This is a genomic window from Microbacterium sp. UBA7513 (genome assembly GCF_002478345.1).
In the GTDB taxonomy this organism is placed as follows: Bacteria; Actinomycetota; Actinomycetes; order Actinomycetales; family Microbacteriaceae; genus Microbacterium.
The window spans coordinates 1-26,644 of record NZ_DLNJ01000032.1; the positions used below are offsets into that span (position 1 = coordinate 1).

A 26,644-nucleotide genomic window follows, 5' to 3' on the forward strand; every position below is an offset into this window, starting at 1 on the left:
GGGCAGGCGTGGGCGTGGCCGCTGATCGTGGACGGGATCATCGTCGTCGCAACCGTTGCCGTCGTCGCGCTCGCTCGGCAGCGGTCGGCTTGGTATCCGTGGGTGCTGCTCGCTGCGGGTGCGCTGGTGTCGGTGACGGCGAACGCGATCCATGCCGTCGTCGCCGCCGATGCCGATGTGCCCGGGGTGCTGGCGGCGTCGGTGGCGGCGGTGCCGCCGCTGGTGCTGCTTGCGATCACGCACCTCACCGTCATCCTCACCCGACCGGCCTCCGAGGCCGCCAAGCCACATCTCGCCGACGAGGACGAGCCGACGCCGGAGAGCGGTCTGTCCGAGCTGCAGGCCGTTATTCCCACACCGGGGTCGGAGCAGACGCCCGCGCGGGAGGTGGCGGGGCGGTTGCGAGATGAGGAGGGCTGGTCGAACAAAGCGATCGCCCGGCACCTCGGCGTGCACCCCTCCACCGTGGGCCGCTGGTTCGCACGCCCCGAACTCACCACCCGTGACGAACAGGAGACGCCATGAACGACGACCAGCACACGTACGTCGAGCCCACCGCTACGGCGCTGCACGAGCGAGACCATGACCGTGCTGAGGAGACGCCGCGTGAAAGCGAGGCGTCGGCGCTGGCCCGGCACCGCGACCCGTCACTGGCCAAAGACTCGACGGCGAAGGACGCGGCGACGAGAGCGCGTGCTGGTGTGGAGTGGGTGCGTCCGACTGATCTGATGGCGTCGCGTTCGGCGCGGATAGTGGGGCGGGGTATCGATTTTCAGGCCGAGCTCGCCCGCCGCGCCCGCCGGGTACCTGGTCAGGCGTATCGGGCGACCCGTGACGGGGCACGGTCGGGTGCGCGGTTCGTGAGCGAGCGGGCACGGAAGCTGCCGCCGGTGACCGCGTTCGGTCGTGGTGGCGGGGAGCGGTTCTCATGGGTGTCGCGCTCCGGGATCGGGCTCGGGTAACCGCCATGCACGCCCCCAGCCAACGTCTGAGCGCGCCTGCTGGGGAGCGTGTGCGCACCTGCCTGTCAGGAGGTGCTCCCATGCAGACTGCATCAGACCGTGACAGGCGGAATCGTTTCGAGGACTCCGAGGCGCTGCGCGCCCTGCTGAATCGGCTCCATCAGGCGGGGCGTGGGGCGTGGCAGCGTGACCCGGAGGCGGCGGCGCTGATGGAGCACGCCGCGAACAAGTACGCCGCTCTCGCCCGCAAGCACGGCCTCGACCCGTGGGAGGCGGCTTCGGCGGCGTTCGAGGCGATGCGGGGAACTGCGACGCGGCGGGCGGATGACCCGTGGGCGGTGGTGACGCGGGCGGTGCAGGTGACCTGCACCGCCGAGGAACGCGGCAACGGACTGCTGTGCTCCGTGCATCAGGCCCGTCGCCCGAAGTATTCGGTGTTCCACGACGCCGAACGATTCAGCGACCGCGAGAACCCCCTGCCCGACTACCACCCCGCGTTCTGCTTCGACCCCTTCACCGACCCCGACGAGGACCCGGACGATGAGCGTCCGGTGCGGGAGCGGGCGATGAACGTCACCGCCGCCGTCGAGGACACGATCGCGTTCCTCTCGTGGGTCGGCTGGGAACCCTCGACAGCCCGGGCTGCGGTCGAGTACATCACCACCAGGTTGGCGGGGTCGCCGTCGCGGGCGTCGGCGTTCGAGGTGCTGCGCCGTGACCGGCAGGCCCGCGCCCTCCTGGACCTGCCGGGTGCGTCGTGGACGGCGCTGCTGCGGATCGTGCTCGGCACCCCCGACCCGACCCTCGCGCATACGAACGCTGGGCGCGGGTTGCTCGTGCGGCTCCTGATCGGCCAACCCCTGCGCGCACTCCTCACCGACGACGACCTCGTGATCACTGCCGGGCTCGCCGCCCCGCGCCTGGCAGGGGGCGAGGAGTCATGAGCACGGTGCCGGCGGGCCACATCGAGCTGGAGCGCGCGGTCGACTCCATCATCGTCGGCCGCCGGCACCGGCAAGACCACGGCGACCTTGCCCCGTTGGTGGAGTCGATCCGCCGCAACGGGCTCTTGCAGCCCATCACGATCACCCTCGACGGGCACCTGATCTGCGGCGCGCGGCGCCTCGCGGCGCTGAAACTCCTGGGCATCAAGACCGTCAACGTCTGGGTACGGTCCGGGATCTCCGACCGGCTCGGGCAACTCCTCGCCGAACAAGACGAGAACGTCCTGCACAAGCCGCTCACCCAGCTCGAAGCCGCAGCCCTCTACCGCGAACTCAAGACCCTGCTCGCCGAAGACGCCGCCCGCCGCCAGGAGGCCACCCGGTTCCAGACGACCGCAGACGACGCAGAAGACGGTGGTGCCAATTTGGCACCACCGCAGTTCGAGCAAGGCAAGGCTCGCGCTCAGGCTGCGCGGATGGTGACTGGCCGCGCGTCCTATACGACGTTGGAGCGCATCGGCCGGTTGGAGGACCTGGCCGCGGACGAGTCGCAGCCGGAACCGGTACGGGCGCGTGCGGCAGAGGAGGTCGAGCGGATCAAGGCAGGTGGGAGCGTCTATCCCTCGCACCTGCGCGTGAATGCCGAGCTGTCGCTGGCGGAGCTCAACCAGCTCGCCGCGGATCCCGCCCAGTCCGTCGAGGTGCGCGAACGAGCACGGGTCGAGGCGGATGCGGTGCGTGCGGCGGAGCAGGAGGCGAGGGCGGCGGAGTTGGAGCAGCTGGCAAAGGCCGCGCTCGCCCGCGTCAAAGCAGCCAAGGCCTCCGGGGAGAAGAAGCCAGCGCGGCCCGCGCTGACGGCGGTGAACACCGGGGAGCCGGTGCCGTTCCCGCTGACCGCGTTCCTGGCCACCTGGGACGACATGGCCGAATGGTGGACCCACTACGACCCCGCCGACGTCGGCCCAGCCCTCACCGCTGAACAGTGGGCACGGTTCGAGGAGACCATCGCCGGGACCATCGCGTTCACCGACGCCGCACGCGCGGCACGGCAAGACAGGGCCGAGCACATCGCCTGAACCGCGGGGCGGGTGCGGTGGTGCGCACCTTCCTGGCAACCACGCATCCGTTGTTGCCGTCCGGGAAGGACCCGTGCTCATGGACCCCGCCACGTCTGATGACCGTCGCCGTCGTCGCCTGCTGATCGCCGCCACCGCTGGCGGCCTCGCTCTGCTCTTGCTCGTCGGAGTCGGCATCTACGGCCTCGTCCGCGGCCCCGCCGCCCCGTCGGCCTCGACGCCGAACGAACGACCTTCCACCGCCGCGCCCGTGACACCGGCCCCGACCTCGGTCGCAGAGCTGGAGCCGCTGGACCAGCACCTTGGGCCGGAAGCGTTCGCCCAAGCGGTCGCTGAGGCGCTGTTCACCTGGGACACCACGACCGGGCACATGCCATCGGACTATGCGCAGGTGCTCGCGGATGCCGCGCACGGCAGCGAGGCCGACGCCTTCGTCGGTGACGTCCGCGCCTACATCCCGACGAACGATGCGTGGGCGCAGCTGCGCACCTACGCGACTCGGCAGTGGCTGACCCTCGACGAGGTGTTCGTCCCGGAGGCGTGGGAGACCGCCGTCGAGCAGGCAGCCCCCGGTCAGATACCTGATGGTGCGGTCGCGTACACCATCTCGGGGACACGGCACCGGGAAGGCATCTGGGGCACCGACCCCGTCGAGGCATCCCGCCCGGTCTCCTTCACTGTGTTCCTCGTCTGCACCCCGCCCAATCCCGGTCGCGGCACCGGGTCGGGGTTGTGTGAGGTGCTGCGGCTCTCACAGCTCGACAACCCTCTCCGCTGAGCCGAGGCCGTGATGAAGAAGCTCGCGCTCCTCGCCCTCACCTTGCTGCTCCTGGGGCCGTCCACGATCCTGCTGGGCGTCGCCACGCTCGGCGGAACACCTGCGACCGCCGCCGTCTGCACGCCCGGCTCGTTGGCGGTCGGCCCGATCCCGGACTCGCTGACCGCGACGACCCGCAACGGGGAGACGGTCACGCTGAACCGGCAACAGCTCACCCACGCCGCGACGATCATCACGGTCGGCGGGCAGACAGCCGGCGTCGGACGTGAAGGGGTGCTGATCGCGCTGATGGCTGCGCTGACCGAGTCGACCCTGCGGATGCTCGCCAACACGAGCGCCTATCCCGAGTCGGCGGAGTACCCCAACGACGGCGAGGGTTCGGATCACGACTCGCTCGGGCTGTTTCAGATGCGCCCGGTCAGCGGGTGGGGCACAGTCGCGGAGCTCATGGACCCCAGCTACCAGGCGAGAGCCTTCTACGGTGGCCCCACGGGCCCGAACTACCCATCGCCGCGGGGCCTGCTCGACATCGCCGGCTGGCAGCAGCTCGACCCCGGCGAAGCAGCCCAAGCCGTCGAGGTCAGCGCCTACCCGGACCGGTATCAGAACTACCAGCCGGTCGCCGAAGCGATCCTCACCGCCCTGACCCGTCCCGTGTCCTCCGGCAACGATGGCGGGGACGAGACGCCCGTCGTGCCCGAGACGACGCGCATCGTGTTCCCGCTGCCGGAGGGGACCTGGGCGCGGACGAGCCCGTTCGGATGGCGTAACGACCCGATCACCGGCGAACGCCGCTTCCACGCAGGCAGCGACTTCGCCGCCCCCGACGGCACCCCCATCTACGCCGTCGCGGACGGCATCGTCGTGCGAGCCGGATACACCGACGCAGGAGGCGGGGTCATCGTCATCGAGCACACCGTCCGGGGCGAGCGGGTCGCGTCGATGTACGTGCACATGTGGGCGCACGGCATCCATGTCGCAGAAGGCGACACCGTGACCGCCGGGCAGCGCATCGGAGACGTCGGCTCCTCGGGACACTCCACCGGCCCTCACCTGCACCTGCAAATCCACCCCGGCGGCGCAGACGCCGACCCGGTGAACTCCGACGCCTGGCTCACCGACCACGGCGCCGCTGAATCCGGCGCGAGCACGGCACCAAACGCAGGTTGCGCTCCGGGGCCGAACATCGCCGCGCCAACACCGTACACAGGTACCGATCCTGACGAGCTTCGGGACGATCCGACGAGCGGCGGCCAGATCACTGCCCGCATGGAGCACCTGCTCACACAGACCCGGGCCGCGTTTCCCGACTCCGGCTGGGCCTGCTGGTCACCGCGACCCGGCACCTCGTCGGAACACCCGCTCGGCAGAGCGTGCGATGTGACCTTCGGGAACACCATCGGAACGGCCGCGACCGGCGCCGCCCTCGACACGGGGTGGGCGATGACGAACTGGCTGCAGGCCAACGCCGCCGCCCTCGGAGTCGAGTATCTCATCTGGCAAGGCAAGATCTGGTCGCTCGCTCGCGCCGACGAGGGCTGGCGGCCCTACAACGGCGGGGGCATGCACGACCCCTCGGACATCACAGGCGGGCACTACGACCACCTGCACATCACCGTCCGAGAAGGACGATGACCATGGATGTGTTCCCCGACTTCGGCGGCGTCGGCGGCGCCGCCGACCTCCGCGCCATCGTTGGCGCGCTGCTCATGTTCGTGCTCGTCACCGCCGTGCTCATGCTCATCGTCTGCGCCATCATCTGGGCGATCGCGTCATCCAGCGGCAACTATCAGGCGGCGACCAAGGCTCGCACGGGTCTGTTCGTCGCGGTCGGCGCCGCCGCTCTCGCCGGGGCCGGCGTCGCGTGGCTCAACTTCCTGCTGGACGTCGGCACCCAACTCTGACTACCTCCGCCGCCGCTGGGATCGCGGGGTGCACCTGACGGACGAGAACCCCTTCTCGTCAATAGTCAGGAGCACCCCGTGATCGACATCGACCCCAACTCATCCGGTCTTCCCGGCATCGAGCAACTGCGCATCATCGTCGGCGCCGTCATGACCGTCGGCCTCATCCTCTCCGTCCTCGCGCTCATCGTCAGCGCGATCGTGTGGGGCTTCGGCGCCAACTCCTCCAACCCGCACCTCGCGAGCAGGGGCAAGGTCGGCGTTCTCGTGAGCTGCGGGGCGGCGATCATCTGCGGTGCCGCGGTGACGCTGATCAACTTCTTCTGGGGCGTCGGGCAGGCCGTGTGATGACCACCCGACATGACTCCCGGCCGCGGGGGTGGCTGCGGTGAGCGTCTGCGATGTCCCAGTCATCTCCTCCGTCTGCGACGCCGTGGGCGAAGGCACCGCCTCCCTGATCGCCGCCCCGTTCGACTGGCTCGCCCAAGCGATGGCCGGTGCCGCCGCGTGGCTGTTCGAGGCGGTCTGGTGGGTCTTCGACACCACGACCCTCGTGGACGTCACCAGCGCCGAGTACATCGGCGTCTACAACGTCCTGTTCGGCGTCGCTGTCTTCATCATGCTCGTGTTCTTCTGCTTGCAGCTCATCACCGGGCTCATCCACCGCGACCCGACCGCCCTCAACCGTGCCGCCCTCGGTCTCGCCAAGAGCGTGCTCGGATCGTTCCTGGTCATCACGCTGACCGCGTTGCTGCTGGAAGTGACCGACCAGCTCGCGGTCGGGATCGTCCAGGCCACCGGCAACACGATGGAAGGGATGGGGACCCAGATCGGGCTCCTCGCCGCAGGCCTGGCCACCATCAACATCACCGCTCCCGGTGTCGGCGCGATCCTGACGATCTTCCTCGCCGGACTCGCTATCAGCGCGGCGGCGATCGTGTGGTTCTCGCTGCTCATCCGCAAAGCCCTGCTGCTGGTCGCCATCGTGTTCGGGCCGGTCGCCCTGGCCGGGGCGACATGGGATGCGACCAAGGGATGGTTCGCCAAATGGGCGACCTTCGTCATCGCCCTCATCTTCTCCAAGCTCGTCCTCGTCGTGATCTTCCTCGTCGCCATCGGCCAGGTCTCCGCCCCCATCGAGGCGGACCTGGCATCCATCTCCGACCCGATCGCCGGCGTCGCGCTGATGTTCATCGCGGCGTTCGCCCCGTACATCACGTACAAGTTCCTGTCCTTCGTCGGGTTCGACATGTACCACGCGATGTCGTCGGAGCAGGAGGCGAAGTCGGCGCTGAACCGGCCTGTCCCAGTGCCGTCTGCGCCGAAGGCTGACACGGCCAAGAAGGTACTCGACGGCAGCACCGACTCCGGCAGCGCACCCTCGAACGGTGGCGGAGGAGGCGGTAGTCCAACACCGCCGCCTACCTCCTCGTCGGCGGCGCCCACCAGTGCGGGAGCCGGCACAGCGGGCACAGGAGCCGCCGCTTCCTCGACAGGGGCAGGAGCGGGAGCTGGCACCGCCGCTGGTGCCGGGGCCGGGACAGCGGGCGCTGCGGGTGCTGGTGCAGCCGCCGGCCCTGTGGGTGCTGCGGTCGTCGTCGGCGGTGCGGTGGTCAAGGGCGCGGCGACCGCCGGCCCGAAGGCCGGCAATGCGGTCGGTGGAGCGGCCGACAGTCAGGCAGGCGCGGCCACGGAGCAGGCATCCCCGCCGCTGGTTCCACCATCGCAAGGCACCCCGCCGCAGCGTCCCGCACCGTCGACGCCGCCCCCGGCCGCTCCGTCCTCGGCGCCGCCGTCCGGGCCGTCCACCGGCTCGGCGGAGTCCTCGCCCGCGCCTCGGCGCCGGTCGGACCCGCCACCTCCGCCGTCGTCCAAGCCGACCGGGAAGGGGTGACCTGCGATGTCTACGAACACGCACGCGAACAGTGACTACCCGTTGGCGGCGGTGCAGTTCTCCCGGCTCACCAAGCGCGGGATCATGCTGGGCCTGTCGCTGCCGCAACTCATCGTCCTCGGCATCGCCGTGCTCACAGTCGTCTTCTCGCTCTACCTCGGCGGCGGCCTGGCCTTCGCCTGGACCGCCCCGGTATGGGCCACCGCAGCACTGCTCGCGGTGATCCCCGCGGGTGGGCGGAAGGTGATCGAGTGGGTGCCCATCGTGGCCCGCTGGATCGCCCGCACGTATCTGGGGCAGCTCATTTATCGGCGCCGCGTCATCAAGCCGAGACCTGCCGGGACGCTCGCGCTTCCGGGTGATGCGGCACCGTTGCGGGAATGGGAGGACCCCGAGACCGGGGCGGCGATGATCCAAGACCCGCACGCGCAGACGCTGACTGCGATCCTCGGCGTCTCGCATCCGGCGTTCGTGCTCCTCGATCCCGGTGAGCAGCAGCGCAGGGTCTCCGGGTGGGGGCGCGTCCTCGCCGCGGCCTGCCGTTCGGGGCGCATCGCCCGCATCCAGGTGTCGGAGCGGACGCTGCCGGACTCGGGAACGGGGTTGGCGGAGTGGTGGCGCACGCACGGCACCGACGACGGGTCCTGGGCCGCGACCACCTACGCCGAGCTGATCGAGCGCGCCGGCCCCGCCGGGGAACGCCACGCCACGACGATCAGCCTGGCGCTGGACATGAAGGCCGCGAGCCGGCAGATCAGGACTTCCGGTGGCGGGATGCGCGGTGCCGCCGCGGTGCTCCGGCAGGAGATGACCACGCTGACGACGGCGCTGCGCGCAGCGGAGCTCACCTCGACGGGGTGGCTCACGCCCGGCGAGGTCGCCGTCATCCTGCGTTCGGCGTACGACCCGGCCGCCGCTCCCGCGCTAGAACGGCATGGCGACCTCGGGCGGGATCTGGCGACGGCGGGCCCGGTAGCGGTGACCGAGACGTGGGATCGGTTGCGGTCGGACAGTGCGTTCCATGCGGTGTTGTGGATCAGTGAGTGGCCCCGCTCGCAGGTCTACCCAGGGTTCCTTGCCCCGCTCGTGCTGTCCAACGGCATCCTCCGCACCCTCGCCCTGCACTACACGCCGGTGCGCGCCGATCAGGCCGCGCGGGACCTGCGGAAGAAGAAGACCGAACTCATCAGCGACCAGGCGCAGCGGCGCAAGATCGGGCAGATCGAAGACGCCGCCACCAGCGCCGAACTGGACGACGTCCTCCAGCAAGAGGCGGACCTGACCGCCGGGCACGGCGTCCTGCGCGTCTCCGGCCTCGTGTCCGTCTCCGCGCCGACCGTCGATGAGCTCGACGCCGCGGTCGCCGCGGTCGAGCAGGCCGCGATCCAAGCCTCCTGCGAGACCCGCCGCCTCGTCGGCCAGCAAGCCCAGGCCTTCACCGCCGCTGCGCTGCCGCTGTGCCGGCCGGTCTGACCCGGCGCACCTGCCCACCAACCATCCGACGCTTCTGTGAGGAACAACGCTCATGCCTACCTTCGATAACCCCGTCGCGGACGCCACGGAGGCGTCCGCCGCGTTGCGGGGCCTGGCCCACGCAACCCGCCAGTTCACCGACCCGGCCGACACCTACCCAGTGATCGGTGACCTGCTGTCCGGAGTCCGGTCGCTGCGGCAGGTACTGGATCAGCTCGCCGCCGCCCATATCGCTCCCCGTGCCCGCGCGCACGACGACGCCGGGAACCAGGCCACCGGCGCGACCTCGGCCCTCGCGGCCGCGGACGAGCTGCACCAGGCCGGCACACTCCTGGACTCCGTGGCCTGGCGGCTCGACGCCGCCTCCCAGCACTCCGGGCGTATCGCCTGGCACCCCGCACCCGACCCCGCAGACGCGGGGGCGGGGCGTACGAGCGTGCAGGCCGGGACGCTCACGCTGACGGTGTGGCCGGACGAGCCGCTGGGCCAGCACCAGCGCTACGCCTACCTCATCGAGCACCGGGACAGCGGGCAGAGCATCCAAGGGCGGGATCTGTTTACCGGGGCCGGCGCGCCTGTCTCACCGGAGCGGGCGCTGCGTGACCTCGCCGCCTACCTGACCGCAGCAGGCGATGCGCACCAACACGCCACCGACAACGGCACGGCGTATGAGGGGCCGTTCGATGAGTGGACCGCCGACGTCGCCCGGCAGAACTCCGACGCCCTGACCGAGCTGGCCGACCGCGGCCCGCAGGGCCCTGCGCCCACCGTTGGGGAGGCGGCGGGCGTGCGGTGGATCAGCGTCGTGTTCCTCCAAGGCTCCGAGGCCTACGAGGTGCTGGACCTCATCGACCGGGAGGGCACGGACGCGGCGATCGAGCACCTGGCCGGGTTCGACTACGGCGAGGAGACCGTACAGACAGCGCTCGAGAACGGCTACGTCTACGACGAGCCCCCGACCGGTGCCCTCGACAAGGTAGCGACCCGAGACGTCTACACCCTCACCTACAACCCGTTCCTCGGCCACGTCTCGCTACTGCGCGAGCACGGCGCCCTGCCCGACCCGGCACTCCTCGGCATCGACACCCCGATTCCCGCGCCCGCGTCGACCGCGGCGTCGGCGCGCGTCGCACACCAGCCTGCACGCGCGAACACCCAGGCGGCGAACCGCGAGCGCGGCGCGGGCGACTGGTTCACTCGACGCCCCGGTGCCGCCACGGCGCAGGGCCGGGGGCTCGCGCTGTGACCGCGCAGGACGAGGGCCGCCTGCACACGGCCGTGCTCGTCGGCCCCGAAGGCGAACGACGCCGGGCCCGTAAGGACCGCCGGCAGGCTGCGACCCGAATCGAGACCACCGCCCGCAAGGCACGGAAGGCCGAGGCGAAGGCCCTGTGGGAGGCGGAGCAGGCCGAGCGGCGCGCGACGACCTACCTGCCCGCCGCTGGCGAGCCGGGGCCTGCGGCGTTGCGCACGCCGGGCCGGTTCCGTCTCCCCAAGCACCAGGACACGAGTGCGACGTTGGCTGGGCAGTACCCGTTCCTGGCCGAAGGCGGCCTCGGATCGGAGGGGATCTTCGTCGGGCAGGACCTCTACTCCGGCGGGTCGTTCGTCTACGACCCGTGGGTGCTCTACCGGCGCGGGATCATCACCGCCCCCAACGTCGTCCTGGCCGGCATCGTCGGCTCCGGCAAGTCGAGCCTGGCAAAGTCGCTCTACACGCGCTCGCTCCCGTTCGGACGACGCGTCTACGTCCCCGGCGACCCGAAGGGCGAGCACACCGCCGTCGCCGAAGCCGTCGGTGGACGCGCAATCATCCTCGGCCACGGCCTCTCCAACCGCCTCAACCCTCTCGATGAGGGCCATAGGCCATCCGCGGTGTCCGACAGCGAGTGGGCGATGCAGGTCGCCTCCCGCCGCCGCGACCTTATCGGCGCCCTCGCAGAGACCGTGCTGGACCGGGCGCTGACGCCGTTGGAGCACACCGCGATCGACCTCGCCCTCCAAGACGCGGTACGGAGCGCGGAGGTTCCGATCCTGCCGATGGTCGTCGACCGCATCCTTACCCCAACCTCGGCCGACGACGCGGATGGACGGCTCGCGGAAGACGGTCGGCTCGTCGGCCACGCCCTGCGCCGACTCGTCGCGGGCGACCTCCAAGGACTGTTCGACGGCCCGTCCACGGTCAGGTTCGACCCGTCCCTGCCAATGGTGTCCCTCGACCTGTCCCGGGTCGCGGAGAACAGCACCTTGATCTCGGTGCTGATGACGTGCTCGTCGGCGTGGATGGAGTCGGCCCTGTCCGACCCGGCAGGCGGGCAACGCTGGGTGATCTACGACGAAGCCTGGCGCCTGATGGCCTACCCGTCCCTCCTGCGGCGTATGGACGCCCAGTGGCGGCTCGCCCGGCACTTCGGAATCGCGAACATGCTGATCTTCCACAAGCTCTCCGACCTCGACAACGTCGGCGACCAGGGCTCCGCCATGCGCGCCCTCGCATCGTCGCTGCTGGCGAACGCGGAGACCAGGATCGTCTACCGGCAGGAAGCCGACCAGCTCGGCTCCACCGCAACAGCGCTCGGCCTCACGGGCACTGAGCAGAAGCTGCTTCCCGGCCTGGGGACCGGGCAGGGGCTGTGGCGCATCAAGGACCGCTCCTTCGTCGTGCAGCACCAACTCCACCCCGCCGAGTTCGCCGCCTTCGACACCACGAGCCGCATGATCGCAGAAACCGGGAAGTTCACCGTTGAGAATGACGAACCGTCGGCCTCGCTGACGGTTCCCGCCGCGGGCGGTGCGGCGTGATGGCCCGGCCCCGCTATAAGCGCACGATCATGCCCGCGTCTGTTCACCGTGACGAGGTCGAGGCTGTGCCGGTCGTTCTCCCGCTCGTGGTCATCACGATCACCGACGACGGACGCATGACGGTCACCGTCGACGGCGTGCCGTTCGAGCCGGAGCCGTTCGCGCCTCCGTGGCGACGAGAGGACTTCGCCGCCGTCCTCGACCAGCTCACCGAACAGCGCCGCTCGCCGGTGCGGGTCGAGGTGCGCGAAGCGGACGGAAGCACGTTCACCGACATCATCACTCCGACCAGACGCCGCCGCACCGAACCAAAACCCGCCCCCGCACCTGAGCCACCGGTCGCGAGTGCTCCGCCCGAACTCGTGGCGCTCCACGGCGAGGGGTTCGTGCCGGGCGAGGACGTGGCGATCGCCGTCGTCATCGCCCACGGCGATGCCGCCCCGGACGGCGCGATGCGCGGCCTGCTCACCGCCGACCAGCTCGCCGTGAGCCCGACCCGAGAGGTGATCCTGCTCGGCCGCGTCTCCGGGACGCTCACGATCGGGCACCCCGAATGACCACCCCGAGGCCGACGGGATCGCTCGGGGACGAGCTGAGCAACCTCGGCATCGGCCTCCTCATCGGCGCCGCGATCCTCGCCGCCATCCTCCGCGGCGCCGGCTCGGTCGCCGCGTGGATCACCGGGACCGGGCAACCCGCCGGCGGAGTCGAGGCCGGGTTGGGCGTGCTGCTCAACCCCGGCGACCCGGCGGCCGCGCTCGGCGCACCCGGTCTGAACGTCGTGGCGTACTGGATCACCGCCGCCGTCCTCATCCTCGCCGCCGCTGGCGCAGGGTGCTGGGGGTGGCGGTTCTTCCGCGAGCACGGCCGACAGGTCAAGAACGACCCCTACCGCATCCCCGGTATCGCCACCCGCACCGAGGTCACCAAGGCCGCCTCCGAGACCGCGCTGCTGCGCCGGGCCGGGCACCTGCGACCCTCGCTCCACAAGCCGACACCGGAGGACGTCGGCTACCGGATCGGCCAGTCGCGCGGCAAGAGCGTGTGGGCATCGGTGGAGGACAGCATCCTGCTGATCGGCCCGCCCCGGTCCGGGAAGGGCGCCCACATCGTCATCAACACCATCCTCGACGCACCCGGCGCAGTCGTCACCACCTCGACCCGGCCGGACAACCTCACCGCGACTCTCCGCGCCCGCGAGCGCATCGGCCCGGTCGCCGTGTTCGACCCACAGCACCTCGCCGAAGGCATCCCCGCAGGCCTCAGATGGTCACCCATCCGCGGGTGCGAGGACCCGCTGACCGCGATGATCCGCGCCACCGGACTCGCCGCCGGCACCGGCCTGTCCGCAGGCGGAGTCGAAGGCGGCGGGTTCTGGGAAGGCAAGACCCGCACCGCCCTCCAAGCCCTGCTCCACGCCGCTGCCCTCGACCGTCGCCCACCGGGTGAACTGTTCCGGTGGACCCTCGACCCATCCGCCGCCGCGGACGCAGTCGCGATCCTGACAGCGAACCCACGAGCGGCTGTCGGGTGGGCGGAGTCGCTACAGGCGATGATCGACTCCGACCCGAGAACCCGCGACTCCATCTGGCAAGGCGTCTCCCTCGCCCTCGCCGCCCTGGCGGACCCGCGCGTGCTCGACGCCGTGTCGCCGCGCGAAGGCGAGAACTTCGACCCCGAAGCCTTTCTCCGTGCCCGCGGAACGCTCTACCTGCTGGCGACCGGCGCCGGCGCCAACAACAGCGCGGCGTTGGTGGCGGCGTTCGTGGAAGACGTCGTGGAAGCCGCCCGCCGCATCGCCGCCGGAAGCCCCGGCGCGAGGCTCGACCCGCCCTTGCTGCTCGCCCTCGATGAGGTCGGCAACCTCGCCCCCTTACCGTCACTGCCCACGCTCATGGCCGAAGGCGGCGGCACCGGGATCACGACCATGCCCGTACTCCAAAGCCTCGCTCAGGCGCGGGAGAAATGGTCGGAGAACGCCGCCGGCGCGATCTGGGACGCCTCCATCGTCAAGATCATCCTCGGCGGCGCTTCCAACAGCCGCGACCTGCACGACCTGACCACGCTCATCGGCGAGCGCGACGAGGTGACCGACTCCACCACGGTCGGAGACCACGGCTCCCGCTCCGCGCAACGCTCCATCCGGCGCGTCCCGATCATGCCGCCCGACACGATCAGGACGTTGCCGTTCGGGACTGCGCTCGTGCTGCTGCGCTCCGCGCCGCCCATAGTCACGAGGATGCGGACCTGGCTCGACCGGCCGGATGCGAAGGAACTGCGGGCCGACCGGGCCGGCATCGAGGCGCTGCTGCAACGCCGTCCGCTGGAGGAGCCGGGCGCACCTGCCTGACACAAGGGCGGCCCCGGCTGTGGGGCCGCCCGTCGATGTCAGAAATGAGGACAGTCCGATGGCTCTCCACACGCAGGAATCCCTCTCCGGGTTTATCGCCTCCGACCCGCAGCTCACCTACACCGAGCGCGGCGACGCGCGCCTGTACGTCAAGATCGGCCAGGAACACTACCGCCGTGAGGAGGACGGGTCGTTCACGCAGACCGAGACGACCTTCCACGACCTCGTCGCGTTCAAGAAGACCGCCGAACGCGCGCACGACCGCCTCGCCAAGGGCGACAAGTTCGTCGCAGAGGGCTACGTCCGCGAGTACGACCACACCACGCCGGACGGCGAAGTCGTCAAAGCCGAGGAGTTCGTGGCGAAGAAGCTCGGCCACGACCTCGCCCGCACCCGCTACGAGGTCAAGCGGACCCGCCGCCAGCCCGCCGTCACGCGAGAAGCCGCGGGGCAGTCCGTCGATGCCGAGGCGCGCCGCGAGGCCCGCAACGCCGCACCGGCGCTCGGACTCTGACCGGCGGTGACCATGATGAACGAGAACGACAGCGACGCGCCGGACCTGGGTGACGAGCCCGACCTCGATGAGGCGCCCGAGGAGTTCGAGGGGTCGTTGCTGCCCGAGCCGCCGCACCCTATCAACTGGAACCTCCTGACGAGCGAGGAAGCCGAGGCCGAGTGGCTGGAGCTGAATAAGTGGGTCAACTGGCTCCGCACGACATATGGTCTGCCCGCATCGGTGGTGCCGCCGTTCTGGCACCGCCACCCCGAGCTCGTCTGGGAGCTCTCGGCCCTGCACCTGCACTGGCTGGCCGCCTACGACAGCGAGCAGAACGCCTCCGCGCCGCTGGGCTGGCACCGCGACTTCGCCGACGCCAGACAGCGGCTCAGGGATTGGGTCGCCGCCTGCGGCACCCGCCTCGACCGAGACCGCCCCACCCGGCAGACCGTCTGGCCCGGCGAGGACCCGGCAGAGCCCGTCGAGGACCGGATCATCGCCAACCGCGACGAGGACTTCGTGCAGTTCGTCCTCGATGACGTCGCCGCCCGCAAGCAGGCCGAGGACGAGTTCTACGCCGGCCTCGACCCTGCCACTGGGGAGTTGCGCGACTGATGGGCACCTACGTCAAGAAGACCGACCGGCGCCGCTATGAGGACCGTTCATTCTCCGTACGCGCGGTACATCGCGAGGACGCCGACTTGCACAAGCTCGCCGAGGTTCTGATCCGGCTGACCTTGCAGGAGACCGGCCGATCGCGCGCCGAGCGTCGCGCCGCCGCAATACCGGAGACCTACCGTCCGGCAATGGTCGCCGACCAGGCATCCGGGTAGAATCGAGCACAAGCAAGCCTCGCGTCGACGTGGTGTTGTGGTCCCAAACCCCGCTCCGGCGGGCAACGTTTACGTGGCCGTTCCGGCCTAGTCCTAGAGCTTTCGGGCTTCCTCTCACGATCAGCACCCCTCGGGCGTTCAGCCCGAGCGCGAGGGCCGAGATTTCGTGAGAGCAGGCCCCCATGAGTACCACGTCCGCGCGCACTCCAGACCCGGTGCGCAGTCTCATCGAACCGCCCCAGGGCACCGCACTCGCGGTGTCCTACCTGCGCGTCTCCACCAAGGAGCAAGCCGAGAAGGGCGGCACCGATGAAGGCTTCTCCATTCCCGCCCAGCGCGAGGCCAACCGCCGCAAGGCCGAACAGCTCGGCGCGGTCATCGTGAAGGAGTTCATCGACGCGGGCGAGTCCGCCCGCAAGGCCGACCGGCCCGAGCTGATGCGGATGATCCAGTACGTCAAGCGCAACCGTGTCGCGTACTGCATCGTCCACAAGGTCGACCGGCTCGCCCGCAACCGCGCCGACGACGTAACGATCCACCTCGCCTTGCAGGAGGCCGGGGTCATGCTCGTCTCCGCGACCGAGAACATTGACGAGACCCCCAGCGGGATGCTGCTGCACGGCATCATGTCCACGATCGCGGAGTTCTACTCCCGCAATCTCGCCACCGAGGTCATCAAGGGCATGACGCAGAAAGCCGCCACCGGCGGCACGGTCGGCAAGGCACCGATCGGCTACCTCAACATCCGTTCCCGCGACGAGCTCGGCCGCGAAGTTCGCACGGTGCAGCTCGACCCCGACCGGGCACCGCTGATTGAGTGGGCATACAAGGCATACGCCTCCGGGAACTGGACCGTCAGCCAGATCCACGACGAGCTGACGTCGCGAGGGCTGGTCAGTCTTCCCACCCCGAAGCGGCCCTCGAAACCGCTCGCTGTGTCCTCGGTACACCGAATGCTGACGAACCCGTACTACAAGGGCGACGTGATCTACCGCGGCGTCGCCTACAAGGGTGCGCACCAGCCGCTCGTCCCGGCCGAGGTCTGGTACCAGGTGCAGTCCGTCCTCACCGCGCACAAGAGCGCATCCGAGGCAACCCAGGTGCACGACCACTACCTGAAAGGCACCGTCTACTGCGGGGCCTGCGGGTCCCGCCTCATCGTGTCAAACGCGAAGAACCGACACGGCAACGTCTACCCCTACTTCGTCTGCTCAGGGCGGCACTCCAAGCGGACCGACTGCACGAGGCAGGCCATCCTCATCGAGGACGTCGAGCACTTGATCGAGAACTACTACCAGCGCGTGCAACTCACCCCCGCCCGACGCGAAGCTCTGGCCGGGATGCTGCACCACGAGTTCGACCGGCTGATGTCCGCCGAAGCCGACGAACTCGCCCAGCTCACCGCGAACCGCGACCGCCTGGAGCACGAGCAAGACCGGCTCATGCAGGCCCACTACGCCGACGCGATCCCGCTCGCCGTCCTCAAACGGGAACAAGACCGCATCGCCGGAGAACTCGACCAGGTGAACCGCCGCCTCGACGCCCACCACGGCGAGTACACCGACGCCCGCGCGCACCTGGACGACGCCCTGAACCTGTTGGAGAACTGCGCCGACATCTACGCCCGCTGCGACGACGCCAACCGGCGCCTGTGCAACCAGGCCTTCTTCACCAAGGTCTACATCGAGGAGGACGACGAACTGCGCGTCGAGAACAACCGGCCCTTCGAGATGCTGCTCGACCCCGAGGTCAACGCCGACGCGCTCACCTGGGCAGAGAACGCCGACAAGGCCCGAACCCCAGCCCTTGATTCCTCGGGCCAAGGTTCGAGCCTTGTGCGTTGGGTGCCCCCGGCGGGGCTCGAACCCGCGACCTACCGCTTAGAAGGCGGTTGCTCTATCCGACTGAGCTACGGAGGCCCACACATCGTAACCGATGGGCAGCGGGCAGACGAAAGCAGCCCCGCACCGACCAGTCCGGCCATGTGGCCGGGGTCGGAGCGGGGCCGTCGGAGACGACCGGGGTCAGTGGGTGCTGCCGGCCTTCTCAAGCGCCTTGCGGACCGTGATGATCGCGAGGATGACGACGCCCGTGAGCGCGAGGATGACCGCGGCGGCTTCGACGCCGAACGCGACCTCGGCCGCGACGGGGAAGAATCCTGCGATCATGAACCCGAGCAGGGCGATCATGGTCAGAGCAGTGGCAGTGGTGAAATACGCGGATCCATTCTTCATGGGTCATCCTCCTTCGTCCTTGAGACGAGGATAGACCCATCTGAGATCTGCGTCACTGCTTTTTCTGCGTCAGGCGTCGTTTCTCCGCCGCGCGTCGATCGCCTGCTCGAGGCGGTCGACCTTTCCCTCGATCTCTCCCTCGTGCCCGGGACGGATATCGGCCTTGATGACGAGCGAGATCCGGGACCCGAACGGCGCGACCGCCTCGGTGGCACGACGGACGACATCGAAGACCTCGTCCCAGTTCCCTTCGATCTCGGTGAACATGCTCGTCGTGCGGTTCGGCAGCCCGGATTCGCGAACGACTTCGACAGCCGCGGCCACGGCCTCATGGACCGAGCCGTCGGGGCCTTCGCCGCCGCTGGGGGCGACAGAGAATGCGAGCAGCATGGCGGTTCCTCCTCCCCTGGACTCAGCCCTGTTCGGGAACGGTGATGATGAGCGAATCACCCTGGCCGCCGCCACCGCAGAGGGCAGCGACACCCGTGCCGCCGCCTCGGCGCTGGAGTTCGAGGGCAAGGGTGAGGACGATGCGGGCGCCGGAGGCCCCGATCGGATGCCCGAGGGCGATCGCTCCCCCGTTGACGTTGACCTTCTCCGGATCGATGCCGAGGTCCTTCGTGCTCGCGAGGCCGACGGCGGCGAACGCTTCGTTGATCTCGTAGAGGTCGAAGGAGTCAGCGGCCACGCCTTCGGACTCGGCGGCCTTGCGGATCGCCTGCGAGGGCTGGTGCTGGAGGGTCGAGTCGGGTCCTGCCGTCCAGCCGTGGGCGCGGATCTCAGCGAGGATCGGCGCACCGAGCTCCTCAGCCTTCTCCCGAGACATGACGACGACAGCGGCCGCGCCGTCGGAGATCTGCGAGGCGTTGCCCGCGGTAATCGCCCCGTCCTTGCGGAAGGCCGGGCGCAGCTTCGCCATCGATTCGACCGTCGTGTCCGGGCGCACGCCCTCGTCGGTGTCGACGGTGACGTCGCCCTTGCGGGTGCGGATAGTCACGGGCACGACCTCGTCCTCGAACGCGCCCTTCTCCCAGCCGGCGGCAGCCCGCTGATGCGACTGCGCGGCGAAGGCGTCCTGCTCCTCACGGGAGAACTCGGACTCGCCCTTGTTGGCCTCTTCGGTCAGTCCGCCCATGGCCTGGTCGGTGAAGGCGTCCCAGAGACCGTCGTAGTCCATGTGGTCCTTGGCGACGACGTCACCGTACTTGTATCCGGCGCGGGACTTCTCGAGCAGGTGCGGGGCAAGCGTCATCGACTCCTGCCCGCCGGCGACGACGACGTCGTACTCGCCGGCGCGCACGAGCTGTGCGGCCTGGGTGATCGCGTTGATGCCGGAGAGGCAGAGCTTGTTGATCGTGATCGCGGGAACGCTCATGGGGATCCCCGCCTCGGCGGCGGCCTGTCGGGCCGGACCCTGACCGAGGCCGGCCTGGAGCACCTGGCCCATGATGACGTAGTCGACCTGGTCTCCGGAGATGCCCGCCTTCTCGAGGGCTCCCTTGATCGCTGCGGCACCGAGGTTCACCGCCGTCTGCGTTCCGAGCGCTCCCTGGAGCCGCCCGAACGGGGTGCGGGCACCGGAGACGATCACTGCTTCAGTCATGTTTCCTCCTCGAAGGACTGTGGCTCCGCGAACAGCGGGACGCGTGCAGCGGAGAGCTGTTGAGTACAGGGTAGTCGAGGCCGATGTGGCCTCCGTCACCGGGGTCGCCGAGGCGGTCGCCCGCAGGGGGATTCGGACCCAACACTCATCTTGAGTCCGATAGAGTAGGGACCGCGCAGGCATGACCAGATCCCCTTGACATGACAGGAGTCAGCTTCAGTGACGCCCACCGAAGAATTCCGCACAGCGATGCGCGGGTACGAGAAGAGCGAAGTCGATTCCCGACTGCAGCAGCTGCGCACGGAGATCGAATCCGTGCGGAAGGCGCTGTCGGATGCGCGCAGTCAGGTCATCAACGCCGATCGCGCGAAGCTCCAGATCGCCGGCGAGCTGTCCGAGGCGAAGGCTCAGCTGAAGAAGGCCGCCAATGAGAACGCCGAGGCGGCCGGTCCCCCCGGAAGCCGCATCGACCACCTCCTCAAGATCGCCGAGTCCCAGGCCCGGGAGACCCTCGCCCAGGCGAACTCGGATGCGGAGACGATCCGGAACAAGGCCCGCGCCGAGGCGGCGTCTGCTCGTGCGCGCATGCACACCGAGAGCAATGACACCCTCAACAACGCCCGGTCCGAGGCCGACGCGATCATCAGCTCCGCCGAGCTGCGCGCCGAGGAGGCCGTGAAGTCCGCAGAGAAGCGCGCGGCCGAGCTCAAGGCCACCGCCGAACGCGAGGCGGCGCAGTCGAAGGAGGCCAACGACGCCGCGTCGAAGGAGGCCCGCGAAAGCCTCGAGCACGAACTCGCGGAGCTGCGCGCCGCCGCCGAGAAGGAGGCGACCGACCTCCGCGCCGAGGCGAAGACCCAGGCCGATGAGACGATCGCCGCAGCCCAGGCTCAGGCCGACGAACTGCTCGCGGCCGCGAAGTCCCGCGACGAGGCCTCGAAGAAGTCCGCGAACGACCTCGACGTCGAACTCGCCACGAAGCGTCAGGAGGCAGAAGCCGAGCGCAAGAAGCGCTACGACGCCGCCCAGGCGGAGAACCGGAAGCTCATCGACGAGGCGCAGGCGCGCGCGGCGAAGGCCGACGCGGATGCCAAGGCCGCCGCGGAGCGCGCCGAGACGACCCGCGCCGAGGCCGTGACGAAGGCCGATGAGATCATCGCCGACGGCAAGGCCCGCGCACAGACGCTCATCTCCGAGGCTCGGGCCACCGCCGAGGCGACGATCGAGGAATCGGCCGCCGAAGCCAAGCGCAACGTCCAGTCCGCGCAGTCCCAGGTCGACCTGCTCACCAAGCAGCGCAAGACGATCACAGCTCAGCTCGACCAGCTCCGTTCGCTCTTCGCGATGCCCGGTGTGATGGGCGGCGACGCCGTCGATCCCGCGAAGGCGGAAGCGGCCACGCACGCGACCGAGCAGATCGCCGATGGGGAGGCTCTCGCCGACCTCATCGCCGCCGATTCCGCCGAGGAGGCGGCCGAGAAGTCGGCTGCCGACGGCGGGAAGTCCGGTGCCTCGAAGACGGGAGCCGCCGAGGCGGACGCCCAGACGGCGCAGGGCACAGGTTCCCAGAACTCCGGTGCGAAGTCGGCGGATGCCGCTGCAGAGCAGTCGGAGAACGCGGAGGATTCGGTGGAGACCGAGGCGTCCGAGACTGTCTCCGAGGATCTGCCCAACGGCGCGACCGACGCCGAGACGATCGCGATCGATGCGCAGGTCTCGGGTTCGCCGAAGTCCGGCGGCTCCGGTCAGGGTGGAAACCGTCCGGCCAACTCCAAGGCCGCACGGTCGCGTAACTCACTGCGCTGACGATGCTCAGGCGCTGAGCGCATTCGGCCGCGCACGACTTGCTGTACCGCCGGACGCGCTCCGCTGATGAGGCCCTCACCGACTGAAGAGAACGGGGTCCGCTCACCAGAGCGGGCCCCGTTCCGTGTCAGCCGAGTTCTGTGTCAGCGGAGTTCCGTGTCAGCGGAGTTGCGTGTCAGCGGAACCGCTCGAAGCACCTCGAGTGCCAGTGCCGACGAGAGTCGACGCCGATGTCGACGCCGTGGGAGGCCTCCTGACGCCAGGCGACGATGTGCGCGGTGGCCGCAGAGACCTGCTGTCCGCAGCCCGGGCACACGTAGACCTTGCCGCTGGAGTTGGCGGCCACACGCTGGATCGACCAGGTTCCGTCGGGCAGGTCGCGGCTCACCCGCAGACCGCCCACGGACTCGGTGAGGTCGCGCGCGGGTGCGCTCCATTTGTTCCTGCGACGCGAGGAGTTCGAACGTGGCATGGGGCGATTCTCTCACGTAGTCTGGGACGCGTGCGTCTCGTGATAGCTGAATGCTCTGTCGATTATGCCGGTCGTCTGACCGCGCATCTGCCCCTGGCCACCCGTCTCATCATGCTCAAGTCCGACGGGTCGATCCTCATCCACTCCGACGGCGGGTCGTACAAGCCGCTCAACTGGATGACCCCCCCGTGCGCCGTCCAGGTGGCCGAGCCGACCGACGAGCAGGCCGAAGCAGGTCTGAGCGAGATCTGGACGGTCTCGCAGACGAAGACCGGCGACCGACTCGTCATCTCGATCACTGAGGTGCTCTCGGACACGAGCCACGACCTCGGCGTCGATCCCGGTCTCGTCAAGGACGGAGTCGAAGCGCATCTCCAGGAACTCCTCGCCGAACACATCCATACTCTCGGCACGGGATACAGCCTCGTCCGCCGCGAATTCATGACGGCGATCGGTCCGGTCGACATCCTCGCCCGCGATGCGACCCAGAAGTCGGTGGCCGTTGAGATCAAACGGCGGGGCGACATCGACGGCGTCGAACAGCTCACCCGCTACCTCGAACTGATGAACCGAGATCCGCTCCTCTCCCCCGTCACCGGCGTCTTCGCCGCGCAGGAGATCAAACCGCAGGCACGCACTCTAGCTGAGGACCGCGGCATCCGCTGCGTCGTCCTCGACTACGATGCGCTGCGCGGGATGGACGATCCGGAGACCCGCCTCTTCTGAACACGCGTCTCCTCTCCCGGCCCGCGCCATCGCTCGGTCAAGGCGCAGCGCGGATAGCCGGCCGAGCATCGCCTGCTATCCGCGCTGCCCCTTGACTGACGACTGGATCGCCCTCACTGCGCGCCTTGCATCGGGCCTGCGAGTCGGTCTCGAGCGGCGATCTCCGTCTCGCGGATCCGCACCGCCTCTTTGATCCTGAGGAAGAGGTCTGCGCTGAAGAGATCGGCCCATCGAATGCGGAAGACCATCCACCCCTTGTTCCGCAGAGCGTATTCCCGCTTCCGTTCGCGTTCGAAGGCTCGGTGCGGATCACCGTCATCGATGTAGTACTTGCCGGCGCCATCGAACTCGGCAATGACCTTGACCGCCTCGTTGCCGAAGTCGGACCGAGCGAGGAAGCGACCATCGGCGTCGCAGACGACGAGTTGCGGCTCGAACCCCGGTATCGAATACTCGACGAATCGAACGGCGCAGATCGACTCCGCCACCGTTTCACGCCGTCCGTCGATGTTCTCCAGCACCGCTGTGATCCGCGACTGGCGGGTCCGCACAGGATGCGCCGCCTGGTGCGCTCGGAACTCCTCGAGAGTCACCCGCCCCAAGTGCACCGCGGCATCCGCAACAGCCACGGCGAACGCCAACGGACAATCCCTGGCGACATCGAGGAGCGTCTGCACCACCGTCGTCACCGGAATCCCTTCGACGATTTCCATGGTGTCGGGCTGCAGGGCCCGTCGACGGACCACGAGATCCCTCTGGCGGACCGAGCTGCGCGGGCTCGCGACCTCGACGTACACCTCACCCTTATCGACATACGGCACGGGCAGGCCGTGGACGAGCAGTGCACTGCGATGGGAGAACACTGCGTCGTGCGGCAGATCGGGGACGAATGACCGGACGAGAATCCTCAGATCCTCTCCGCGCTTGAGCATCCCCGCGGTCTCATGGGGCAACGCGGTCTCCTCCGCCTCCGCGATCGCTGCGACGAAGGCGTGCGACGGATTGTCGCACGCACGCGTGACAACGTATCGTCCCCGCCGGAGTCGCCGCAGGCAGCAATCGACGGCAGATCTGATCTGATGGCTGTTCCAGCCTGCCGCCACCAGATCCGAAGTCTCCAAGCACGCAAACATGCAATCGAGGATGGACGAGAAGGCATCCGGACCGCAAGAGGCTCAAAACGCCCTGTGGATAACCACTGAGCATCGAACGCACCTGTGGACAGTCAACCGGCACGAGTACGCCGGTGGTGTCGGTCCAGGCGCAGCGCGGATAGCCAGTCGTGCAACACCGGCGATCCGCGCTCAGCCTGGAGTGAGCGCCCGGGTGGTGTCGGTCCAGGCGCAGCGCGGATAGCCAGTCGTGCAACACCGGCGATCCGCGCTGAGCCTGGAGTGAGCGTGCGGAAGTGCTGGGAGTGTCGAAAAGTGCTGAAGGGCTTGAACGACGGGCGACCGAGCGAGTGGGCGCTCAGTCGAAGCTGTGACAGGCGGCCCGTTCGCGGGCGCTCAGTCGCCGCCACGTCAGTCGCCGCCACGTGAGTCGCTGCCCCGGGTGACCCCGCTCAGTCGAAGCTGAGACCGTCGGCGCGGGTGACGCGCTCGACGTCGGCGCCGAGCGCCCGGAGCTTGTCGACGAAGCCCTCGTAGCCGCGGTCGATGTGGTCGACGCCGGAGACCTCGGTGACGCCGGAGGCCCTGAGCCCGGCGAGGACGAGCCCGGCACCGGCGCGGATGTCCGAGGCCTCCACCTCGGCGCCGGAGAGCTCCTCGACCCCCGTGACCAGGGCGTGGTTGCCGTCGATCCGGACCTTCGCACCGAGGCGGGCGACCTCCTGGACGAAACGCCACCGGGCCTCGAAGAGGTTCTCCGAGAGCAGGCCGACGCCGTCGGAGACGGAGTTGAGCGCGATGACGAAGGGTTGGAGGTCGGTCGGGAAGCCGGGGAACGGCATCGTCGCGACCCTGATCGCGTGCGGACGCTGCGGCCCGACGACGCGGAACGCGCGCCCGAGCGTCCCGTCGCCGAGTTCGACCTCGCCGAGGTCGTCGACCGTCGCGCCGGCATCGCGGAGTTTGATGGCGACATTGGGCATGATCTCGAGTCCGACACCCCGCACGACGACGTCGCCGGCGCTCAGCGCGGCGGCGAAGGCGTAGGTTCCGGCGACGATCCGGTCCCCGACCGTGCGGTGGTCGACGGGGTGCAGCTCGTCGACACCGGTGATGGTGAGCTCCGCCGTCCCGATGCCCTCGATCCGGGCACCCATCTGGACGAGCATGAGGCAGATGTCGACGATCTCCGGTTCCTTCGCGGCGTTCGCGACCGTCGTCGTCCCCTGCGCCAGGGTTGCCGCCATGACGAGGTTCTCGGTGGCACCCACCGACGGGAAGTCGAGCGCGATGTCCGTGCCGGTCAGCCCCGTCGGGGCCTCGGCGACGAAGTAGCCGTGGTCAAGCCGGACCTGGGCGCCGAGCGCCTCGAGTCCGGCCTGGTGCATGTCGAGACCGCGCGAGCCGATCGCGTCGCCGCCGGGCAGGGCCACGTGGGCTGCGCGCATCCGCGCGGTCAGCGGGCCGAGGACGGAGATCGAGGCCCGCATCGCGCGGACGAGTTCGTAGTCGGCCTGGATCCCCACCTCGGCGGGGACGTCGATGCTCACGGTGCCGGCCTCGGCATCGTAGTCGACGGTGCAGCCGAGGCGGCTGAGGAGTTCGACCATGATCCTCACGTCGAGGATCGCGGGAACGTTGGTGATCGTCGTGCGTCCCACAGCGAGCAGGCTCGCCGCCATGAGCTTGAGGACGCTGTTCTTCGCGCCCCTGACGTCGACGGTGCCGCGCAGCTGCGTCGGACCGGTCAGGCGGAGGACTTCCATCAGGTGAACCGTCCCATCGTCGGATTGAAGCCGGGCGGCGAGGACTCGAGCCACGAGGCCATCGTCGACAGGGACTCGGTGTCCATCGCCAGGGAGACCGAGCGCGGCCTCCCGTTCGCCTTCCCGTAGGAGCAGTCGACGACGACGGCATCGGGAAGGACGGAGTACTGCTCCCCCGACGTCGGTTTGCGTCGGACGAGGATGTCGAGATCGGCGCGCGGCAGTCTCACGGCCGCGCGCCGGTTGAGGGCGAACACGGGATACCAGTCCAGAGAGGACACGGCGAACACCGCGACGCCCAAACGCCAACGTGGGCGGGAACTGGATTCCTCGCCCACGTTGATGGAGCAGTCGAACGCACCTGACAGCTTGGAGATCGACCTGCGCCTGATCGTCACGACGACGATGAGGGCAAGCGCCAGTCCCACCAACGAGAGCAGAACGATCAGCAGGACAGAAGGGTTCACGTTTGCCAAGTGTAATTGACTGTTCAGAGAAGTTCGGCCTGATCAGCCGCGATGATGACGCGATTGTTCTCGACCGAGAGGAAGCCCCCGTCGGCCTGGACCCGGATCGTCTGATCCGAGGTCGTGAGAATCCTCGCCTCACCATCGGCCACGACACCGAGAACGGGTTCGTGACCAGGCAGGATGCCGATCTCGCCTTCCAGGGTGCGGGCGACGACGCGCTTGGCCTCGCCGACCCACACCTCCTGGTCGGCTGCGACGACGTTGACATCGAGGACAGCCATGGCTTACTTCTTCTGCATTTCTTCGTAGTTGCGCATGACATCGTCCATGCCGCCGACGTTGAAGAAGCACTGCTCCGGGATGTAGTCGACCTCGCCGGAGACGATCTTCGCGAAGCCCGCGACGGTGTCGGCGACGGGAACGGTCGAACCCGGGACACCGGTGAACTTCTCAGCGGTGTACGTGTTCTGCGACAGGAACTGCTCGATGCGACGCGCACGGTGGACGACGAGCTTGTCCTCTTCCGAGAGCTCGTCGACGCCGAGGATGGCGATGATGTCCTGCAGCTCCTTGTTCTTCTGCAGGATCGCCTTGACCTCGTTGGCCACGCGGTAGTGCTCCTCACCCACGACGAGCGGGTCGAGGATGCGCGAGGACGAGGTCAGCGGATCGATCGCGGGGTAGAGACCGCGCGAGGCGATGTCGCGGTTGAGCTCGGTCGTCGCATCGAGGTGGGCGAAGGTCGTCGCCGGAGCCGGGTCGGTGTAGTCGTCGGCCGGGACGTAGATCGCCTGCATCGAGGTGATCGAGTGACCGCGCGTCGAGGTGATGCGCTCCTGGAGCACACCCATCTCGTCGGCGAGGTTGGGCTGGTAGCCCACGGCCGAGGGCATGCGACCCAGCAGGGTCGAGACCTCGGAGCCGGCCTGGGTGAAGCGGAAGA

General features: G+C 69.1%; 28 protein-coding genes, 1 tRNA gene and 2 pseudogenes. 20 read left to right on the forward strand and 11 right to left on the reverse strand.

Going from position 1 to position 26,644, the window contains the following annotated elements; genetic code table 11:
• The 18 genes and pseudogenes from B2W79_RS15715 to B2W79_RS17685 all read left to right on the forward strand — a co-directional run.
• On the forward strand, positions 1 to 525 hold a 525-nt coding region (locus tag B2W79_RS15715), incomplete at its 5' end, for a helix-turn-helix domain-containing protein (protein WP_292791101.1).
• Positions 522 to 962: a hypothetical protein gene (locus B2W79_RS15720; protein WP_144317189.1), complete on the forward strand. Its 441-nt coding sequence runs from the start codon at positions 522 to 524 to the stop codon at positions 960 to 962. The genes B2W79_RS15715 and B2W79_RS15720, both read left to right, overlap by 4 nt.
• Before the next feature lie 80 nt (positions 963 to 1,042).
• Positions 1,043 to 1,906, forward strand: a complete 864-nt coding sequence (locus B2W79_RS15725) for a hypothetical protein (RefSeq protein WP_144317190.1) — start codon at positions 1,043 to 1,045, stop codon at positions 1,904 to 1,906.
• Positions 1,903 to 2,982: a ParB N-terminal domain-containing protein gene (locus tag B2W79_RS15730; protein ID WP_144317191.1), complete on the forward strand. Its 1,080-nt coding sequence runs from the start codon at positions 1,903 to 1,905 to the stop codon at positions 2,980 to 2,982. Before B2W79_RS15725 ends, B2W79_RS15730 begins: the two co-directional genes overlap by 4 nt.
• Positions 2,983 to 3,061: 79 nt before the next feature.
• On the forward strand, positions 3,062 to 3,760 hold the full coding sequence (locus tag B2W79_RS15735; RefSeq protein WP_144317192.1) for a hypothetical protein: 699 nt from the start codon (positions 3,062 to 3,064) through the stop codon (positions 3,758 to 3,760).
• A gap of 12 nt (positions 3,761 to 3,772) precedes the next feature.
• Positions 3,773 to 5,395 carry a peptidoglycan DD-metalloendopeptidase family protein gene (locus B2W79_RS15740; RefSeq protein ID WP_211346236.1) on the forward strand — a complete coding sequence of 541 codons (1,623 nt, stop codon included), beginning with the start codon at positions 3,773 to 3,775 and terminating at the stop codon, positions 5,393 to 5,395.
• Between the two features lie 2 nt (positions 5,396 to 5,397).
• The gene (locus B2W79_RS15745; protein ID WP_144317194.1) at positions 5,398 to 5,664 is read left to right on the forward strand and encodes a DUF6112 family protein; all 267 of its coding nucleotides are present in this window, start codon (positions 5,398 to 5,400) and stop codon (positions 5,662 to 5,664) included.
• A gap of 78 nt (positions 5,665 to 5,742) precedes the next feature.
• Entirely contained in the window at positions 5,743 to 6,012 is a 270-nt protein-coding gene (locus tag B2W79_RS15750; protein ID WP_062764860.1) for a DUF6112 family protein, read from the forward strand.
• Between the two features lie 40 nt (positions 6,013 to 6,052).
• A complete protein-coding gene (locus B2W79_RS15755) occupies positions 6,053 to 7,558 on the forward strand; it encodes a type IV secretion system protein (protein ID WP_144317195.1) in 1,506 nt (501 codons plus the stop codon).
• Positions 7,559 to 7,564: 6 nt separating this feature from the next.
• On the forward strand, positions 7,565 to 9,031 hold the full coding sequence (locus B2W79_RS15760; RefSeq protein ID WP_144317196.1) for an SCO6880 family protein: 1,467 nt from the start codon (positions 7,565 to 7,567) through the stop codon (positions 9,029 to 9,031).
• A gap of 52 nt (positions 9,032 to 9,083) precedes the next feature.
• Positions 9,084 to 10,277 carry a hypothetical protein gene (locus B2W79_RS17680; protein WP_211346237.1) on the forward strand — a complete coding sequence of 398 codons (1,194 nt, stop codon included), beginning with the start codon at positions 9,084 to 9,086 and terminating at the stop codon, positions 10,275 to 10,277.
• A complete protein-coding gene (locus tag B2W79_RS15770) occupies positions 10,274 to 11,833 on the forward strand; it encodes an ATP-binding protein (protein ID WP_259804122.1) in 1,560 nt (519 codons plus the stop codon). Before B2W79_RS17680 ends, B2W79_RS15770 begins: the two co-directional genes overlap by 4 nt.
• Positions 11,834 to 11,862: 29 nt before the next feature.
• Positions 11,863 to 12,390 (forward strand): hypothetical protein, encoded by a 528-nt coding sequence (locus tag B2W79_RS15775; protein WP_144317198.1) that lies wholly within the window; start codon positions 11,863 to 11,865, stop codon positions 12,388 to 12,390.
• Positions 12,387 to 14,183, forward strand: coding sequence for a type IV secretory system conjugative DNA transfer family protein (locus B2W79_RS15780; protein WP_144317199.1), 1,797 nt, complete (start codon positions 12,387 to 12,389; stop codon positions 14,181 to 14,183). Before B2W79_RS15775 ends, B2W79_RS15780 begins: the two co-directional genes overlap by 4 nt.
• A 58-nt stretch (positions 14,184 to 14,241) precedes the next feature.
• Positions 14,242 to 14,697, forward strand: a complete 456-nt coding sequence (locus tag B2W79_RS15785) for a single-stranded DNA-binding protein (protein WP_259804123.1) — start codon at positions 14,242 to 14,244, stop codon at positions 14,695 to 14,697.
• A 12-nt stretch (positions 14,698 to 14,709) separates the two neighbouring features.
• Positions 14,710 to 15,294, forward strand: a complete 585-nt coding sequence (locus B2W79_RS15790; RefSeq protein WP_211346259.1) for a hypothetical protein — start codon at positions 14,710 to 14,712, stop codon at positions 15,292 to 15,294.
• A complete protein-coding gene (locus B2W79_RS15795) occupies positions 15,294 to 15,512 on the forward strand; it encodes a hypothetical protein (protein WP_144317201.1) in 219 nt (72 codons plus the stop codon). The genes B2W79_RS15790 and B2W79_RS15795 overlap by 1 nt, the downstream gene beginning before the upstream one ends.
• Before the next feature lie 182 nt (positions 15,513 to 15,694).
• A pseudogene (locus B2W79_RS17685) lies at positions 15,695 to 16,747 on the forward strand (recombinase family protein); the annotation flags it as partial.
• Here the strand turns inward: B2W79_RS17685 and B2W79_RS15800 are convergent.
• From B2W79_RS15800 to B2W79_RS15820, 5 genes are all read right to left on the reverse strand, one after another.
• Complete coding sequence (locus tag B2W79_RS15800) at positions 16,724 to 17,335, reverse strand: hypothetical protein (protein ID WP_246062703.1); 612 nt, start codon at positions 17,333 to 17,335, stop codon at positions 16,724 to 16,726. The pseudogene B2W79_RS17685 and the gene B2W79_RS15800 overlap by 24 nt on opposite strands.
• Positions 17,336 to 17,357: 22 nt before the next feature.
• A tRNA-Arg gene (locus B2W79_RS15805) sits at positions 17,358 to 17,431 on the reverse strand.
• 105 nt (positions 17,432 to 17,536) lie between these two features.
• Positions 17,537 to 17,746: a hypothetical protein gene (locus tag B2W79_RS15810; RefSeq protein WP_009375340.1), complete on the reverse strand. Its 210-nt coding sequence runs from the start codon at positions 17,744 to 17,746 to the stop codon at positions 17,537 to 17,539.
• 69 nt (positions 17,747 to 17,815) lie between these two features.
• Positions 17,816 to 18,136: a thiamine-binding protein gene (locus tag B2W79_RS15815; RefSeq protein ID WP_101623868.1), complete on the reverse strand. Its 321-nt coding sequence runs from the start codon at positions 18,134 to 18,136 to the stop codon at positions 17,816 to 17,818.
• 22 nt (positions 18,137 to 18,158) lie between these two features.
• A complete protein-coding gene (locus B2W79_RS15820) occupies positions 18,159 to 19,349 on the reverse strand; it encodes an acetyl-CoA C-acetyltransferase (protein ID WP_095375847.1) in 1,191 nt (396 codons plus the stop codon).
• Positions 19,350 to 19,598: 249 nt separating this feature from the next.
• On the opposite strand from B2W79_RS15820, the gene B2W79_RS15825 reads away from it, so the two are divergent.
• Positions 19,599 to 21,155: a cell division protein gene (locus tag B2W79_RS15825; RefSeq protein ID WP_292791160.1), complete on the forward strand. Its 1,557-nt coding sequence runs from the start codon at positions 19,599 to 19,601 to the stop codon at positions 21,153 to 21,155.
• A 175-nt stretch (positions 21,156 to 21,330) separates the two neighbouring features.
• On the opposite strand, the gene B2W79_RS15830 is transcribed toward B2W79_RS15825, so the two are convergent.
• Positions 21,331 to 21,627, reverse strand: coding sequence for a hypothetical protein (locus B2W79_RS15830; protein ID WP_009375332.1), 297 nt, complete (start codon positions 21,625 to 21,627; stop codon positions 21,331 to 21,333).
• A gap of 30 nt (positions 21,628 to 21,657) precedes the next feature.
• On the opposite strand from B2W79_RS15830, the gene nucS reads away from it, so the two are divergent.
• Positions 21,658 to 22,353, forward strand: coding sequence for an endonuclease NucS (gene nucS / locus B2W79_RS15835; RefSeq protein WP_009375331.1), 696 nt, complete (start codon positions 21,658 to 21,660; stop codon positions 22,351 to 22,353).
• Between the two features lie 113 nt (positions 22,354 to 22,466).
• On the opposite strand, the gene B2W79_RS15840 is transcribed toward nucS, so the two are convergent.
• The 5 genes and pseudogenes from B2W79_RS15840 to B2W79_RS15860 form a co-directional block, all read right to left on the reverse strand.
• A complete protein-coding gene (locus tag B2W79_RS15840; RefSeq protein ID WP_144587835.1) occupies positions 22,467 to 23,456 on the reverse strand; it encodes a hypothetical protein in 990 nt (329 codons plus the stop codon).
• Positions 23,457 to 23,917: 461 nt separating this feature from the next.
• A complete protein-coding gene (murA, locus tag B2W79_RS15845) occupies positions 23,918 to 25,231 on the reverse strand; it encodes a UDP-N-acetylglucosamine 1-carboxyvinyltransferase (RefSeq protein WP_009375329.1) in 1,314 nt (437 codons plus the stop codon).
• A complete protein-coding gene (locus B2W79_RS15850) occupies positions 25,231 to 25,698 on the reverse strand; it encodes a DUF2550 domain-containing protein (RefSeq protein ID WP_040340974.1) in 468 nt (155 codons plus the stop codon). Before B2W79_RS15850 ends, murA begins: the two co-directional genes overlap by 1 nt.
• A gap of 23 nt (positions 25,699 to 25,721) precedes the next feature.
• Complete coding sequence (locus tag B2W79_RS15855) at positions 25,722 to 25,982, reverse strand: F0F1 ATP synthase subunit epsilon (protein ID WP_009375325.1); 261 nt, start codon at positions 25,980 to 25,982, stop codon at positions 25,722 to 25,724.
• A gap of 3 nt (positions 25,983 to 25,985) precedes the next feature.
• Positions 25,986 to 26,644, reverse strand: a pseudogene (locus B2W79_RS15860) (F0F1 ATP synthase subunit beta); the annotation flags it as partial.